This window comes from Roseobacter sp. (genome assembly GCF_045106495.1).
Lineage (GTDB): Bacteria > Pseudomonadota > Alphaproteobacteria > Rhodobacterales > Rhodobacteraceae > Roseobacter.
In genome coordinates this window covers 25,595-41,791 of record NZ_JBGCEQ010000024.1, presented here as the reverse complement: position 1 = coordinate 41,791, position 16,197 = coordinate 25,595, and the positions used below count along the sequence as shown (strand labels likewise).

The 16,197-nt window shown below is 56.6% G+C and carries 16 protein-coding genes; 7 read left to right on the top strand and 9 right to left on the bottom strand.

Annotation, left to right across the window (positions count from 1 at the left end):
* Positions 1-71: 71 nt before the first annotated feature.
* On the bottom strand, positions 72-713 hold the full coding sequence (locus AB8B75_RS15930) for a DsbA family oxidoreductase (RefSeq protein ID WP_405363706.1): 642 nt from the start codon (positions 711-713) through the stop codon (positions 72-74).
* Positions 710-2,224: a class I adenylate-forming enzyme family protein gene (locus AB8B75_RS15925; protein ID WP_405363705.1), complete on the bottom strand. Its 1,515-nt coding sequence runs from the start codon at positions 2,222-2,224 to the stop codon at positions 710-712. Before AB8B75_RS15925 ends, AB8B75_RS15930 begins: the two co-directional genes overlap by 4 nt.
* Positions 2,225-2,288: 64 nt before the next feature.
* On the opposite strand from AB8B75_RS15925, the gene AB8B75_RS15920 reads away from it, so the two are divergent.
* A complete protein-coding gene (locus tag AB8B75_RS15920) occupies positions 2,289-2,912 on the top strand; it encodes a helix-turn-helix domain-containing protein (RefSeq protein WP_405363703.1) in 624 nt (207 codons plus the stop codon).
* A gap of 9 nt (positions 2,913-2,921) precedes the next feature.
* On the opposite strand, the gene AB8B75_RS15915 is transcribed toward AB8B75_RS15920, so the two are convergent.
* The gene (locus AB8B75_RS15915; protein WP_405363702.1) at positions 2,922-4,739 is read right to left on the bottom strand and encodes an extracellular solute-binding protein; all 1,818 of its coding nucleotides are present in this window, start codon (positions 4,737-4,739) and stop codon (positions 2,922-2,924) included.
* A gap of 364 nt (positions 4,740-5,103) precedes the next feature.
* Between AB8B75_RS15915 and AB8B75_RS15910 the strand changes: the two genes are divergently transcribed.
* Together AB8B75_RS15910 and AB8B75_RS15905 are read left to right on the top strand one after the other, a co-directional pair.
* Entirely contained in the window at positions 5,104-5,877 is a 774-nt protein-coding gene (locus AB8B75_RS15910; protein WP_405363736.1) for a 3-hydroxybutyrate dehydrogenase, read from the top strand.
* 62 nt (positions 5,878-5,939) lie between these two features.
* Positions 5,940-6,977 (top strand): patatin-like phospholipase family protein, encoded by a 1,038-nt coding sequence (locus AB8B75_RS15905; protein ID WP_405363701.1) that lies wholly within the window; start codon positions 5,940-5,942, stop codon positions 6,975-6,977.
* 9 nt (positions 6,978-6,986) lie between these two features.
* Here AB8B75_RS15905 and AB8B75_RS15900 read toward each other — a convergent pair whose 3' ends face one another.
* From AB8B75_RS15900 to AB8B75_RS15885, 4 genes are all read right to left on the bottom strand, one after another.
* On the bottom strand, positions 6,987-7,700 hold the full coding sequence (locus AB8B75_RS15900; protein WP_405363699.1) for a DUF502 domain-containing protein: 714 nt from the start codon (positions 7,698-7,700) through the stop codon (positions 6,987-6,989).
* Between the two features lie 75 nt (positions 7,701-7,775).
* On the bottom strand, positions 7,776-8,708 hold the full coding sequence (locus AB8B75_RS15895; protein ID WP_405363698.1) for a pseudouridine-5'-phosphate glycosidase: 933 nt from the start codon (positions 8,706-8,708) through the stop codon (positions 7,776-7,778).
* Positions 8,701-9,597 (bottom strand): PfkB family carbohydrate kinase, encoded by an 897-nt coding sequence (locus AB8B75_RS15890; RefSeq protein ID WP_405363696.1) that lies wholly within the window; start codon positions 9,595-9,597, stop codon positions 8,701-8,703. Before AB8B75_RS15890 ends, AB8B75_RS15895 begins: the two co-directional genes overlap by 8 nt.
* A 42-nt stretch (positions 9,598-9,639) precedes the next feature.
* Entirely contained in the window at positions 9,640-10,446 is an 807-nt protein-coding gene (locus AB8B75_RS15885; protein WP_405363695.1) for a DUF4198 domain-containing protein, read from the bottom strand.
* Here AB8B75_RS15885 and AB8B75_RS15880 point away from each other — a divergent pair.
* On the top strand, positions 10,445-11,593 hold the full coding sequence (locus tag AB8B75_RS15880; protein ID WP_405363694.1) for a HupE/UreJ family protein: 1,149 nt from the start codon (positions 10,445-10,447) through the stop codon (positions 11,591-11,593). The two genes, AB8B75_RS15885 and AB8B75_RS15880, sit on opposite strands and share 2 nt — an antisense overlap.
* Positions 11,594-11,596: 3 nt before the next feature.
* Here AB8B75_RS15880 and AB8B75_RS15875 read toward each other — a convergent pair whose 3' ends face one another.
* On the bottom strand, positions 11,597-12,217 hold the full coding sequence (locus AB8B75_RS15875) for a thiamine phosphate synthase (RefSeq protein WP_405363692.1): 621 nt from the start codon (positions 12,215-12,217) through the stop codon (positions 11,597-11,599).
* Between the two features lie 142 nt (positions 12,218-12,359).
* Here AB8B75_RS15875 and AB8B75_RS15870 point away from each other — a divergent pair, with 142 nt between their 5' ends.
* The 3 genes from AB8B75_RS15870 to AB8B75_RS15860 all read left to right on the top strand — a co-directional run bounded on the left by AB8B75_RS15870 (position 12,360) and on the right by AB8B75_RS15860 (position 15,808).
* On the top strand, positions 12,360-13,115 hold the full coding sequence (locus AB8B75_RS15870) for an RNA methyltransferase (RefSeq protein WP_405363691.1): 756 nt from the start codon (positions 12,360-12,362) through the stop codon (positions 13,113-13,115).
* A 66-nt stretch (positions 13,116-13,181) separates the two neighbouring features.
* The gene (gene ctaA / locus AB8B75_RS15865) at positions 13,182-14,327 is read left to right on the top strand and encodes a heme A synthase (RefSeq protein ID WP_405363689.1); all 1,146 of its coding nucleotides are present in this window, start codon (positions 13,182-13,184) and stop codon (positions 14,325-14,327) included.
* Positions 14,328-14,332: 5 nt separating this feature from the next.
* Complete coding sequence (locus AB8B75_RS15860; RefSeq protein WP_405363688.1) at positions 14,333-15,808, top strand: carboxypeptidase M32; 1,476 nt, start codon at positions 14,333-14,335, stop codon at positions 15,806-15,808.
* 2 nt (positions 15,809-15,810) lie between these two features.
* Here AB8B75_RS15860 and AB8B75_RS15855 read toward each other — a convergent pair whose 3' ends face one another.
* Positions 15,811-16,161: a DUF6614 family protein gene (locus AB8B75_RS15855; RefSeq protein ID WP_405363687.1), complete on the bottom strand. Its 351-nt coding sequence runs from the start codon at positions 16,159-16,161 to the stop codon at positions 15,811-15,813.
* Positions 16,162-16,197 lie beyond the last annotated feature (36 nt).

Below are 16,197 nucleotides of genomic sequence, written 5' to 3'. Positions count from 1 at the left end.
GAGTTGAAGTGCAAACAATCTCACATTTTCACACAGTATGTCTCTCATTTTTGCAAGGCGCTCCAAGCAGGCTAGGAATTCGTTGAAAGCTCTTCGATCACCTTTGCCCACAGCTCTGGAGGCTGGGCGCCTGGGACCGCATGTTTGTTGGCGACGATGAAGGTTGGCACCGAATTCACGCCCATGGACCGGCTGTGGTTGTCTCGATCACGCATGTCCTGCATGTCGGCATCAGATTTCAGCAGTTTGCGTACCACAGCTGCATCCATGCCGATGCCATCGGCGATGTCCGCCAGAACATCGTGATCACCAATGTCGCGCGCTTCGACAAAGTAGGCTTCGAACAACGCCGACACCGCCGCTGTCTGACGCCCTTCAATGCCCGCCCAATGGATCAGACGATGCGCATCCAATGTGTTGGGAGTGCGTTTCATACCCTCGAAGTCGATCTTTAATCCCGCCTTCTGCGCAGTTTCTACCACGGGGGCATAGGCACGCACTGCACCATCCTTACCGCCAAATTTTCCCTCCAGATAGGCGCGCCGGTCCATTCCGTCTGGCGGCATATCCGGGTTCAGCTGAAAAGGATGCCATTCAATGACAAAGGGGTGATCGGGTATGTCCGCCAGCGCTTTGTCGAGATGGGCTTTGCCGATGTAACACCAAGGGCAAATCGGGTCGGACATGATGTCGAGTTTAATGGTTTCGGTCATATGGACGCCTCATAAATGTCCCGCAGCTTGCGCCGCAGAATTTTCCCATTCGCCCCCGTCGGTAGCTCAGGCAGGTGAACAAAAAGGCGCGGTTGCTTGTAGCGCGCCAGCTTATCCGTGACATAAGCATGTAGAACTTGATCGTCCAGTGCTGTGGGGCCGGTGTAGAAAGCGGCAATCACCCGGGCATCTTCCTTGACCTCGACATCTGTCACAGCCACGGCGTTGATGCTCGGCAACGTGGACAAGGCAGTTTCAACCTCGATCGGCGAAACCCGGAAACCACCGGCGTTCATCATGTCATCGTTGCGACCGAGATAAGTGATTTGCCCGTCTTCAGCCATCACACCCTGATCCCCAGTGACAAACCAGTCTCCTTGAAACCGGGCTGCGGTTGCGTCGGGCGCATCCAGATACTCCAGCATCAGACCGGGATCATCTCGGTGTACGGCAATGGTACCTTCCTCACCGATCGGGACCGGGCCATGCTCGTTCAGCAAAGCGATGTGGCGCCCTGGTTGGGGGCGGCCCAGCGTTTCAGGTAAACGGGTTTGACCCGGCGCGCTGGAAATGAAGGTTGAACATTCCGACATGCCGTAGGCTTCGAACACTTCGGTGCCGGTCAGCGCGGTCCAGGCTTCGGACAGTCTGGCTGACAGTTTTTCCCCAGCGCTGAGGCCGTGGCGTAGCTGGTGATTGTCAAAAGGTTCTGATGACTTCAGGAGTTGTCGATAAACACCTGGTGCAGCTGCAAAAATAGTCACTTTGTTTAGTGAAATTTGCGCCGCCAGCGCGGTGCTGGGTGTCCCGGCTGCCGGGATCAAAGCACTTGCACCCATGGTCCAAGGATCCATCAAACCGGTGCCGAGTGTATAGGTCCAGTTGAAAGCGCCCGCGTGCAATACCCGATCCTTTGGCTGCAACCCGTACCATCCCGTAAACATCATCTGCCGCGCCCAGATCGCGCGGTGTGCATGAACTACTGCGCGTGGAATCCCGGATGTGCCGGACGTGTAGATGATGTACCCAGGGCGGTTAGGGTCGCCCAGATGATAGGGAGCGGGGTCCAACGTGCGGAAATCACGCAGCATTCCCAGGGGCAGAATGCTGGCATGATCCGGGCAGGCAACACAGGTGTCGCGCAGAATCAGTTTGGGTGTGGTTTCTGCGATGATGGCTGCGGTCTCATATTCGGTGAGCGCAGAGGAGGTTGGGATCGGTACCAGACCTGCGGCAAGTGCGCCCAGATAAGCCAATGGGAAATCTACTGTATTGCCCAGTCGCATCAACACCCGATCTCCGGGAACCAACCCCAAGTCGGAAAAGCCTGTTGCCGTGCCGCGCACAGCCGCTTCCAGAGCTGCAAAGGTCCATGCTTTCGAGGCGTTCGGACCAAGGATCAGAAGCGCCTCTTTGTCCGGCGTTTTCTGTCCTTTTGCCAAAACATAAGCGGCCATATTGAAGGGAGCCGGGCAGGGCGGAAGAGAACCTTGATTGAAGATGGATCGCATATGCGCGTGCTAGCCCGGAGTGGCGTGCGTTGCAAGCCGGAGTGCTTGGCTTTATAGCTGGTCCATGACGTCAGCTGATCCCAAAACACTCATCCAAATTGCACGCCAAAACGGTGGCGAAGAAATTAGCAAGCCCGTGGACTTGGGCCAACGCGTGCGCGAGTTGCGAAAAGCACGCAATTGGACGCTGGAGCAGGCCGCAAGCCAGGCGGGTTTGGCCCGATCCACGCTGAGCAAGATCGAAAACGGGCAGATGTCGCCGACCTATGATGCGCTCAAGAAACTGGCCGTGGGCCTGGAAATCTCGGTGCCTCAGCTTTTCACGCCACCGCGTGCCGGTCAGATCAACGGCCGCTTGGCGGTGACGAAGTCCGGTCAGGGTACGGCGCAGGCAACCGTAACGTATGAGCACGAACTATTGGCTGAAACGCTCACGAAAAAGCAGATGTTACCCTACCGTGCCCGGGTGCGTGCCCGCACACTTGAGGAATTCGAAGGCTGGGTGCGCCATGACGGCGAGGAGTTCTTGTATGTTCTCACAGGCGTCATCCGGCTTTTCACCGAGTTTTACGAACCAATTGAAATGCGGCGTGGCGACAGCGCCTACTATGATGCAACGATGGGTCACAATGTAGTTTCTGTCAGCGAAGAAGACGCGAACATCCTCTGGGTGACCTCGCTGACCTAGGCCAGTGTATTACGACGGATCGTACCACCACACTTCCGGCATGAAATTCGGGCCGTCGCCATAAATCGGCAAGATATCCGGGTGCTTCATTTCCTTGACGTGGGCAATCTGGCCCGTGGTAAACTGCCAGAACGGAATCACATATCGTCCTGATGTCAAAACCCGATCCAAGGCACGTACGGCAGCGTTGAAATCAGTCTCATCTGTGGCTGAGAGCATCGCCTCGATCATGCCATCGATTGCGGGCGACGCGGCACCCATCCAATTGCGCGATCCGGGCTGGTCGGCCGCTTCCGAACCCCAATAGAACCGCTGTTCATTGCCGGGGGAAAGGGACAGCGCCCGGCGGTAAATCGTTATATCAAAATCGAACGTATTGGTCCGCGCGGTATATTGTGCGCTGTCTGTGGTTTCGATACTGGCGTCGATCCCTAGCCGTGTCAGGGCAGCGAGATAGAGATCGGCGATGGCGATGTTTTCGCTGCTGTTTTGAGACAGCAGAATGGAGAACTTGAGCGGTTGCCCATCTGCATTGCGCATGACCCCATCCTGAGGCGACCATCCCGCCTCGGCCAACAGCGCCATGGCCTTGCGGATGCCCTTGCGGTTGCGGGCCGAGCCATCTGTCTTTGGCAGTTCATATCCTTCCAATGTATCAGGCAACAGGCTGGAGGCGAAAGGCGCGAGCAGCGCAGAGACTGCCGCGTCGGCAGGCCCCGTGTGCATTGCAAGTGATGAGTTCGAAAAATAGGACGTGATACGAGGTTGCGCGCCGCCGGTTAGCGTGTCGTTGATGTACTCGAAATTGAACGCTTGTATCATCGCTTCGCGCACGCGCCAGTCATCAAATGGCGGCTTGCGGGTGTTCATGACAAATCCGGTCATGCCTGACGGTTTCTGATGTGCGATCTCGGTTTTCACAATATCGCCCCGGCTGATCGCGGGAAAATCATATTGTGTTACCCATTTCTCGGCGTTGAATTCGCGCAGAGCGGAAATATCACCGCCTTTAAAGGCTTCGAATAACACCGCAGCATCGCCATAAAAATCCAGTTTGATGGCGTCAAAATTATGAGTGCCGCGACGAAACGGGATCTGTGCACCCCAATAGTTGGGATTGCGCATCAGTTGCACAAATCGTCCGGCTTCGTAGTCCGACACGACATAAGGTCCTGTACCAAGAGGGATGTCGACCAGCGGCGCATTGGCGAAATCACGGTCGTGCCATTGCGCGCGGCTGAGGATCGGACGCATGCCGGCCAGCAGAGCCAATTCGCGATTGTCCGTGTTGAAATCGATGCGCACGGTCCGGGGACCGGTCTGCGCAATGCTGTCTATCTGCCGTGCAAGGCTGTGGTATTTGGGATGTCCCTCGGTTCCCAACAACTCATATGTAAAGATAACGTCATCGACCGAGACGGGCGAACCGTCTGAAAATTTTGCCTCCTCGCGAAGCTTGAATTCAACCCAAGACCGGTCGTCTGGCACTTCAATCGATTCGGCCAAGAGCCCGTAAAGCGTAAAGGGCTCGTCCCAGGAGCGCCCCATCAGGGACTCGTGGGTGAAAAAACTGAGCTGCCATGGCACGGTGCCTTTGCGCACAAAAGGATTGAGGCTGTCGAACCCCCCCGTGTTGCCCAGAGTGATGCGCCCCCCCTTCGGCGCATCGGGCCGTGTGTAGGGCAAAGACACAAAATCAGGTGGCAGATCGGGGGTCCCATACATAGATATCCCGTGTTGGGGTTCTGCAGGTGCGATGCCGGCCCAGAGAATCACCATGCAAGTGGCAATGATCCGCTCAAGGACGCGGAAAAAATTCGTAGTCATTTTGGAGACAATCCCCTGCTGCCCTTGTTTTCTTGGATCTCAGACTACCGAGGTATTTGCGTCTTATCAAACTTTTAGCTTGGATAGCGGCGCGAGATTGCTTATAAAGACGTTACTGCTCGATAGGTTTCTTGCCTGTATGAAACCTGCCTCAATAACTTAACGCCTGCCTTGTGCAGGCGTTTTTTTTGGCTGCGCCTTGGTGCAAGTATGCTGCGCAGGGTTGCAGGTTAGCCCGTCTTCTACAACCAACGGGTTCCAATCCTAACTTGAAAAGACCGTTTCCTTTGCACGCGCAGCAAGGCATGATGTGTGCAATGCAGCATTTAGTCCAGGCAGAAGGAACAGGGTCATGGCATATGAAATTTCGCTGGCTGGAAAGACAGCCATTATCACCGGGTCGAATTCCGGTATTGGCCTGGGCATTGCATGGGAATTGGCAAAGGCTGGCGCGGATATCGTGTTGAACTCCTTCACCGATGCCGAAGAAGATCACGCTTTGGCAAAAAAGATCGGTGACAAAACCGGCGTCAACGCGCGCTACATTCAAGCGGATATGTCCAAAGGCGACCAATGTCGTCGTTTGGTCGAGGACGCAGGTCAATGTGACATCCTCGTCAATAATGCCGGCATTCAGCATGTGGCCCCGATCCCGGACTTCCCGCAAGAGAAATGGGACGCCATCATCGCCATCAACATGTCGTCGGCTTTCCATACAACGGCCGTTGCTCTGCCCATGATGCGCACAGCCGGTTGGGGCCGCGTGATCAACATTGCTTCGGCTCATGGCTTGACCGCGTCGCCTTTCAAGGCGGCCTATATTGCCGCGAAACATGGCGTGGTCGGTTTGACCAAGACAACGGCTCTGGAAACCGCCAAGGAGCCCATTACCGCCAACGCGATCTGCCCTGGTTATGTTCTGACACCGATCGTGGAAAAGCAGATCCCCGATACGATGAAGGAATACAATATGAGCCGCGAGGAGGTGATTGAGAACGTGATGCTGACGCGGCAACCCTCCAAGGAATTCGCAACCGTTGAACAGATGGGTGGCACGGCGACTTTCTTGTGTTCTGATGCCGCGGCCCAAATCACAGGCACGACGATCAGTGTCGATGGTGGCTGGACGGCGCTGTAAGGGTTTATTTGCCTCCGACAGGCAAGTTTGCCGGTCAATCGAGCTCAAGGAGTGGACGTTCCATGGCTGTTAAAAAGATCAATTTGGCGCTGCAAGGGGGTGGGGCTCATGGTGCCTTCACCTGGGGTGTGCTGGACCGACTGCTTTGCGAGAAGGACGTTGAAATTTCTGCCATTTCCGGCACATCTGCGGGCGCGTTGAATGGCGCTGCCCTCAAAGCAGGCATGATCGAAGGCGGCAAGCAAGGCGCGCGCGAGAAGCTGGATTGGCTCTGGCGCGAAGTAGGCGCACGACCTGACCTTCAATTGCCGGCGTGGATGCACCCTTTTTCCCTTTCAGAATTCAGCCAAGCGCTTGAGTATTCCTGGCCCGTCATGGCGACGGATGCCTGGTCGCGGGCGGTGTCTCCTTATTCTTATGGTCCCTTTTACAGCAACCCGCTGCGGCCCATTGTCGAGCAATTCGATTTCGATGCCGTGCATGAAGAGGGCGGGCAGGGGCCATGCCTCTTCATTTGTGCAACGCGGGTGCGCAATGGCAAAGTTCGCGTGTTCAAGGACAGTGAAATCAGCACCAATGCGATTCTGGCGTCCGCCTGTTTGCCCACCGTTTTTCAAGCCGTCGAAGTGGAGGATGCCGAGACGGGCGCCAAGGAGGCGTTTTGGGATGGCGGTTATACCGGCAACCCCGCACTCTTCCCGCTGTTCAATCCTGCCTTGCCGGATGACATTCTGATCATCAATATCAACCCACTGGAGCGCACTGATTTGCCTCGTACCGCACAGGCGATCCAAAACAGAATCAATGAAATCAGTTTTAATTCATCTTTATTGCGTGAATTACGAGCCATTGAGTTCGTTCAGCGTTTGCTCGAGCGCGGGGAATTGAGCACGGAGCAGAAAAGCCGCGTGCTGATCCATATGGTCGCGGATGATGCCCTAATGAACGAGCTTTCGGTGGCCACAAAGATGGTGCCAACGCCCTTCACCCTGTCACGTTTGAAAGAAGCAGGTCAAAATGCGGCTGAAACGTTTTTGTCCCATCATAAGGCTGACCTCAACAAACGCAGCTCTGTCGATCTCGTTGAGATGTTTCAGTAACGCGCAGGACTACGGTTCGGGTGGGGCACTGGGATCTTTGCCGTTAGGATAGACAAGGCCTGCGGAAATCACCAGTTTGGCGGCTTCTTCCACCGTCATGTCCAGCAAGATCACGTCGTCAGCCGGGAAGAATAGCAAAAAGCCCGAGGTGGGGTTTGGCGTTGTGGGCACAAAGATGCTGACCATGGGGTTTGCGTTATTGGCGCGGGCGGCGATTTCACCTTTGGTATCTGTCGAGATAAAGCCAATGGCCCAGATGCCACGCCGGGGGTATTCGATCAGACAAGCCTGTTCGAATGACCGTTCGGATTGGGCAAAAACTGTTTCTGAAATCTGTTTGATGCCCGAATAGATCGAGCGTACCACAGGTGTCCTTTCCACCAGGCTTTCGGCGAACCGAATGAAGGACCGGCCCAGAAAACCTTTGGCCATCCAACCGACAATGACGGTGAACACCAAAAAGATCACAACACCAATGCCGCGGATGTCGATCTGAATTTCCGGATCCAGACCCAACAAATCCTGCAACAGCTTGTCGGGCTTGTAAGACCCAGGCACGAGGGGCAGAACGAAGCCGTCAATCCAACCAACCACCGACCAGATCAGCCAGATGGTCAGGCCGACGGGAGCAATGACCACCAAGCCTGTCAGAAAGGAAGCGCGAAGCGCACTGAACAGGCTGCGTTTTGTCGTGGGAGGTTCGGGATCAAACGGGGTATTCATAACGCATCTCTAACGGTCCTCGTCGTAGGTATGCGCAATAAAGGCGCATCACAATGGCTTTAGCCGTTGATCTGGTCAAATTCCCGTGGTGCGGGAGAGGTTGGTGAGTTCCGATGCAATTTTAGACGCAAACCGCGCATTGTTGCGGACCAACGCGATGTTGGCGGTTAGGGATCGGCCGTCGGTCAGTTCGAAAATTCGCTGCAACAGATAAGGTGTCACAGCCTTGCCCCTGATCCCATGAGAATCGGCATCCGCCTGCGCCTGCGCAATGATCGGTGCCAGGACCTGAGCCGAAATTTCATCTTCTTTCGGGATTGGATTGGCGACCAGCTGTCCGCCTGGCAGGCCGAGCTGAATACGCATGAAATGGGCCCGCGCGATTTGGGCCGGTTCATCCATCCGCAGGGGGGCATTCAGCGGGGACGTGGCGCTCCAGAAAGCTGGGAAAGCGTCCTGACCCACTGCAATGACCGGTACGCCTTGGGTTTCCAGAACCTCAAGTGTTTTATCGACGTCCAGAATTGCCTTGGCGCCTGCGGCCACAACAGTGACAGGCGTTTGCGCCAGTTCCATCAGATCTGCCGATACGTCAAAACTGTCTTCAGCGCCCCGATGCACCCCGCCGATGCCACCGGTTGCGAATACTGGTATGCCTGCCAGATTGGCGCCGATCATCGTGGCGGCAACCGTGGTGGCGCCAGTGCCACCGGTCGCCAAACAGGCCGCCAGATCAGCGCGCGACAATTTCGCCACGGAACGGGCCTGCGCCAGCGCTTCCAGTTGGATTTCATCCAGACCAATTTGCAAGGTGCCATCGAGGACGGCAATGGTTGCAGGGGTGACACCGCTCGCCCGAATGTCGTTTTCCACCTGGCGGGCAACCTCGAGGTTTTGGGGAAAAGGCATCCCGTGGGTTATGATCGTGCTTTCCAATGCCACAATGGGTTTGTCGGACGCTTTTGCGGCGATGACTTCGGCGGAATGGACGAGAGGCAGGTTAGTCATAGGGGGTTTCTCCCGAAACATATGTGGCGGCGGCGCTGAGGGCACGGCGCAAGGCGTCTTCTGGTCTGGCACCAAAGGCATCTGCTGCGATATGTGCGGCCATGAAGGTATCGCCAGCGCCGGTGACACGCGTGACCAGGACCTGTGGTGGGGTTTGGGTCAGGATGCCGTCTGGACGTCCTTCCGTGGCATCTGATCCGCCATCGGTGACCAACACGCGTGCAGCGCCGCGTTTCAACAACCCGGCTGCAGCGTCTTGGGAATTGTCAAAACTTGTCTGACACAAGAGGCCCGCCTCTTCGAGATTGACGTAAAGCGTGCCGCGCCCGCTTTGAACAAAGGGGCTGAGCCGCTCTGCCTTGCCTGGGGATGCGGGCGCGACCCGCAAGTCTGCCTGACCCAGAAGCGGGCTTTGGGCGATCTCGGTCAGCAGGGACAAGGTCAAGTTCCCATCAAGTGCCGCGAGGCCCGAAAAGGGGGCTTCAGGGGTTGCGACGCGCCCATTAGAAAGCGGTGCCAGAATTTTTGCGCCGGCGGCTTCCAGCGAATGCGCGTCGGCGATCGCGGCGATCAGGCCATTGGCCCCCTCAACTGCCATATACACATCGGTTGGCAAGTCTTCTGATCGGTAGACCGTATCTGTGATCATCCCCCGCGCTGTGCAAGCTGCAATCAGTTCATCTCCTTCGGGATCGCGGCCAATGGCCGTCAGAAGCGCAGGCGTCAGATCAAATCGCGCCAGTGTCATGGCGATGTTCATGGCAACACCGCCTGGCAAACGCGTAATGCGCCCCGGCACGTCAGATCCCTGTCGCATGACGCTCCCCGAACGCCCGATCACCTCCCAAACCACCGATCCTATGCACAGAATGTCAGGTTTTGCTGTCATGGGTGACTTTTGACCGGGAAACTCAACGGGTTCAAGCCCGTGTCATTGCGGGACCGAAAAAGTCATCGCAGCCCATAGCGTTTCCCATACGGGCGCGTTTTCTGAGGTGCCAGCCTGCGCGCTGGGGCGCAGCACCACAGCATCAAGAAGATATGTATGGCCCGCCGTTACTGGAATGTTTGCGACACCCGAGGCATCTGTCCGGGTCAGCGTTATTGCGACAGTGCCGTCTGGAGATTGGTCGAAAACTTCGACCTGCGCATCGGCACGGACTGCACCGGCATAGTCGACCCGGACCTGCATGAGGTTGTCAAATTCTGGCTCATAGGGATTGGTCAGGGCAACAAACTCTGTGGCCAACCCGTAGGCACGGTCGGCTCCCCGCCCGTCGCCGACGGCTACCAGTGATTTGGCGTGGCGTGTGTAGCTTTCGCGGAAACCCTGCTGCGGCCATCCTGCGGCCACGTGATCCTCTGCCGCGGTGGCGAAATCCTTATGTGCTGCAAATTTCAGGAACTTTTCCCACTCTTTATAGGTCAAAGAAGACGGCGCCGTTTCGTGTAGGATGACCAGTAAGCCGTTTTCCGGAGCGGTTATACTAAGGGCGGGCGTATCTCCCATACGCCCTTCAACAGGTGTTAACGCGTCGTCTTGTGCCATTTCGAACCGGGCGATGCGGTTGTCAAACCACGCGAGTGCGGTGCCTTTGAAATTCTGACCATTGCGTAAATCAGCAACCAACGCGTCGCCGGGATCCACTTGATATTTCTCCGGGTCGATCCAGAATTCATGGCCAACCGCTGACGATCCGGTTAGCAGTAACACACAGATTAGAAAACGTGAGAACATGATGACTTCACCTGTCGGACATCTTTTATCAAAGCTGTTGCTTTTGCTGGCAATGTCAACCGTTGCCGTAGGCACATTTGCGTCGCGGGGTGCCGCTCATGAGCTTGTGCCCACAATCGCTGATATGACGATTGTCGACGGCGAAAACATTACTCTGGAGTTGCGGATCAACCTGGAGTCCTTTTTGGCAGGCATCGATTTGGATGCCGTCGAAAACACCGATGACGATGATGCAGGTGATGTCTACAAGACACTGCGCGGCCTAAGCGCAGGTGCATTGGCAGACCAAGCGCCACAGTTGCTCGTCCTTTGGAACGACGCGCCCTTGGCTGTTGCAGGTAGTGCGTTGGAATTCACCATCAGCGGCGTCGAAGTGCCGGGCGATCTGGACGCAGAACTGCCGCGCATCTCTGTGCTTAGAATGACGGCACGCCTCCCAGAGAGGGCGGATACGATCACGGTCAATTGGCCGCTGGGGTCGGGCGCTTTGGTCTTGCGGCAACAAGGGGTCGAAGACCCTTACACAGGTTATCTGGCGGGGGGGGAGAGCAGCCCCGCGATTGCCACTGCGGGCGGTGGTGCACAAACCCCAATGCAGGCTTTCTTCGGATACATTCCCGTGGGTTTTGACCACATCTTGCCCAAAGGGCTCGACCACATCCTATTCGTTCTGGGTCTCTTTTTCCTTAGCACACGACTGCGCCCTTTGGTCTGGCAGGTCAGCGCCTTTACCTTGGCACATACGGTAACACTGGCCATTGGCGCTCTGGGTCTCGTGGCGATTAACCCAGCCGTGGTGGAACCTTTGATTGCCGCCTCGATTGTGTTTGTCGCCGTTGAAAACATATTCACTTCGGGTCTCAACCCCTGGCGGCCGTTTGTCATTTTCGGATTTGGGCTCCTGCATGGATTGGGGTTTGCATCCGTTCTGGGAGAGTTCGGATTGCCGGAGGACCAGTTCATTCCCGCGCTCATCGGGTTCAATGTGGGTGTCGAGGTCGGGCAACTCACGGTCATTGCCATCGCCTTTGCTTGCGTCGGATGGTTTGCTCGCAAAGACTGGTACCGTGCCCGCATTGCCGTCCCGGCCTCCTGCATCATCGCGTTGGTCGGGGCCTATTGGTTTGTAGAGCGCGTGTTTCTGTGACCCTCAACCGATGGCTTTGACCAAGTTGCTCAAAGCACTGACCGGGTCATCGGTGTTCCAGATTTCATCGCCAATGCCAAAAAAGTCGGTAAATGGCGTCAGTTTTCTGACCATCGCCTCATCCAGAGCGCCTTCGGCCACAACCGGAACTTCGATGGTTTCAGACCACCACTTAAAGAGGTCCATATCCACAAAGCTGCCATCGCCCAGAGCCGAAGCCTGGACTGGGCCCAAGCTCACATAATCAGCGCCTGCTTCGCCTGCGGTCATGCCATCGTGGCGTGACGTTCCGCAGAAACTGCCAACGATGGCCTCGTCGCCCAGTTTTTTGCGGGTTTCACGCACAGACCGCGCCGCATCGGTCAGGTGCACCCCGTCCAACCCGAGACGGTCGGACAGAACGGTGTGATCGCTCATCACCAGGGCGATGTCGCGGGAATGGGTGATCTCGCGTAGGGCATCGGCCGCGCGCGACAGTCGATCTTCGTCGCGGGTAGCAAGGGTCAAACGAACGCAGGCGACAGTATGAGCATCAAGTACTGCGGCCAGAACATCGGGGTAGCTGCTCAACTCGAAATCGGGCGGGGTGATCAGATAAAGCTGAGGGTGCTCAGGCGTGTCCATGGTCAGGATCCTTTGGAAGTCTTTGCCCGAGCAGTAACGCAAGCTGCGAGAAATGAAAACTTTTATGCCTGCTGGGTAAAATTGTCGCGCAAATTCCAGACCGCTCGCTTGCGAGCAGGCAAGTGTCGCCCTATGAGGCGTTATGAGCCTTCCCATCGAAAATCCCGACATTCCTGCCTTTGTGCTGGTGCGCCCGCAAATGGGCGAAAACATTGGGGCTGCGGCGCGGGCGATGTGGAATTTTGGGTTGGACCGAATGCGGATCGTATCACCACGCGATGGCTGGCCCAATCAAAATGCGGTGGCCATGGCCAGTGGCGCAGGCCGGGTGCTGGATAACGCACAACTCAGCGACGCGCTGCCTGCTGCGATTGGCGATTGCTCCTTTGTCTTTGCCACCACTGCCCGCGCGCGCGATCTGACGAAACCGGTTTTCAGCCCGGAAGCTGCCATGCAACTGGCCGCCAGAAAAATCGCGGAGGGCCAACGTGTCGCGGTGCTCTTTGGGCCAGAACGGGCGGGGTTGGAAAACAGCGATATCGCCCAAGCCAATGCGATCATTTCCGTGCCCGTCAACCCACAGTTTGCTTCGCTCAATCTGGCACAATGCGTTTTGCTCGTGGGCTATGAGTGGCAGCGGGCCGTAGGGAGTGTGACCCATGAAACGAACGAAATGGCCGGGACGGTCTGGGCAGAAACCGCAGAAGTCGAACACCTCGCCCAGCATTATGAAGACCGTCTGGAGGAGGCAGGTTTTTTCTTTCCAGCGCATAAGGCGCAATCGATGAAAACCAATCTGCGCAATATGTGGAGCAGGATGCCTCTGACACGTGCGGATGTTCAAATGATGCACGGCGTGATGCGTCAACTGGTGCGTTGGAAGATGCGCGACGACTAGACGCGCTGGACGCAGCCGCGTGCAGGGCCTAGGTATGCAGCGCCAGAGAAAGACAAGGACGCAGAGATGAGCGGTAAGCGAAAGCTTTTCGAAGAGGTGGACAGCGTGGAGGCAACCCGAACCGTGGTGCAACCCGGACTGATTGATCAAGGGCACGGGGGCGCAAGAGGCGCGATCCGCATCTGGTTGATGATCCTCTTCGCTTTGGTTTTTGTGATGATCGCTGTGGGTGGGTTGACGCGGCTTACAGACAGCGGGCTTAGCATTACCGAATGGCGCCCCTTCACCGGTGCTATTCCACCTATGAATGCGGCTGACTGGGAGGCCGAATTTGCCAAGTACCAGGCGATTGATGAATTTCGAATTCAGAACCAGTGGATGGAATTGAACGATTTCAAGGTCATCTATTGGTGGGAATGGGGGCATCGTCAATTGGGTCGTGTGATCGGGTTGGTCTGGGCAGCTGGCTTTGGTTGGTTTGCGCTGCGTCGCCAGATTCCGACCGGATGGACGCCCAAACTTCTGTTGCTGGGTGTTTTGGGCGGCGCTCAGGGCGCCATTGGCTGGTGGATGGTGTCCTCCGGTGTGACGCAGGGCGAAGGCACCACGGATGTAGCAAGCTACCGATTGGCCACCCATCTGGGTCTGGCCTTTGTCATCCTGGGATTCATTGCGTGGTACGTCATGGAGATGGGCCGCTCCGCCCGGGATCTGATGCAGGCCCGGCGCGCCAAAGAAGCCAAACAGTGGAGCATGTCGACCGGTCTGATGCATTTTGCTTTTCTGCAGATCCTGATTGGTGCTCTGGTCGCGGGGATTGACGCGGGGCGCAGCTATACCGATTGGCCGTTGATGGGGGGGCAGTTTTTCCCGGCAAGCGCATTTGTACTGGACCCGGTCTGGTGTAACTTCTTTGAAAGCCCGGGGCTGGTGCAATTCATTCATCGTATGACCGGGTATCTGCTGGCGGCTTTTGCACTTGTGGTTTGGCTGCGTGGACGTCAATCGGCCCACCCTAACACGCGATTTGCTTTCAATGCCGTCATAGCGGCCATCGCCTTGCAAGTGGTGATTGGGATTGCGACGGTGCTCTATGGTGCGCCGGTGCATATCGCCTTGTTGCACCAGGTGATGGCCGTCATCCTTTGGGTGCTGATCCTGCGCGCGCGCTTCCTGAGCGGCTACCCCATTGCCACGTCGTTGAGAGGATAATCTGCATGTCAGCCTATGATGATCTGATGGAATTCACCCGCGAAACACAGGCATTGTCGCAGATTGCCGGACGTCTGGAATGGGATCAGGAGACGATGATGCCCCGCGGCGCCGCCGCACAACGCGGGGAAGAATGCGCGGCAATCGCCAGCGTACTGCACGCCCGCCGTGTCGATGGGAGGGTCGCGGACTGGTTGGACAGCCTTGAGGGTATGGCCTTGGATCAAACAGCTGAGGCTCAACTGCGTCACATCCGGCGTAGCTATGACCGTGCCAGCAAAGTGCCTGCCGCTCTTGCCGCCAGGATTGCGCGCGTGACCTCCAATGCGCAGGGGGTTTGGGCCGATGCACGGGCGGCCAATGATTTCGCGGCCTTTGCGCCGACATTGAAAGAGGTGATCACGCTGAGGCGTGAGGAGGGACATTGTTTGGCGGATGGCGGTGATGTCTATGACGCTTTGTTGTCTGACTATGAACCGGGCACATCCGGCGCGGAACTGGAAACCATGTTCGGCACGATGCGGCCTGAGCTCGCGTCCTTGCGTGCGGCGGTTCTGGATGCTGAAGCCCCCGCGCGTTTGACCGGGCAGTTTGATGATGCCGCCCAGATGAAGTTGACGTGCAAGCTGGCGGAGAGTTTTGGTTACGACATGCAGCATGGTCGGATTGATAAAGCTGTGCATCCTTTCAGCTCTGGCTCGGGGCTGGATGTGCGGATCACCACGCGCACCAATCCGACCGACCCTTTCAATTGTTTTTACTCCACAATTCACGAGGTAGGTCACGCCACCTATGAGCAAAACATCAACCATGACTATCTGCTGACGCCCTTGGGGCAGGGTGTCTCGATGGGTGTCCACGAGAGCCAGAGCCGCATCTATGAAAACCAGATTGGCCGCAGCCGCGCCTTTACAGGATGGCTCTATGGCGAGATGCGTGATGCATTCGGTGATTTCGGTATTCCCGATGCAGATGCGTTTTACGCTTGTGTGAATCGCGTGTCCGATGGGTTTATCCGCACCGAAGCGGATGAGTTGCAATACAACATGCACGTCCTGATGCGCTTTGATCTGGAACGCGCATTGATGTCGGATGATCTGCGGGTTGCGGATCTCGAAGCGGCCTGGAACGACCGATTCCTAGCCGATTTCGGCTTCGCCGTAGATCAGCCATCGAATGGGGTTTTGCAGGATGTGCATTGGTCTGTCGGGCTTTTTGGCTATTTCCCGACCTATACGTTAGGCAATGTCTATGCTGGCTGTTTGCACGATGCCATGCGTGCGGAATTGCCAAATCTTGACGCAAATCTGGCACAGGGTGACACCTCCGCTGCAACGGCTTGGTTGCGCGACAATGTTCAGACTCACGGGGGCCTCTATGAACCGCGCGATGTGATTGCCAACGCGACAGGCGCACAACCATCTGAAACGCCATTACTGGCCTATCTCAAAAATAAATTTGCCGGGATCTACGGGCTTTGACGCTAGAGCAGGGCCATCCGTTCGGCACGTTCCATATCCGGATAGGGACGATACAAAGCAAAATCTGCAGTATCGATTAGATCGTGCACGGCGCGGTGCAGTTGCGCAACTTCATCGTCATGGCTGCCGGTAAGGCGGAACGCAGCTTCCAGCTGCGCCAACCCGTCCACCTCAATTTCAAGCATGAAATCGCGATAACAATCCGCCGCCAAATTCAGCTTGCGCCGCATCAGGCGCCATTCTCCGATTACGTCCGCACTGCGCAAATGGCTCATCCAGTCCTCAACAGCCTTGGCAAACAGCAAGGCCTTGGCGCTGTCTTTCAGCGTGATCATGCAGCAATAAACATTCATTTCGGCACCTCATCGTCTTGAAGTCCCACGATGTTC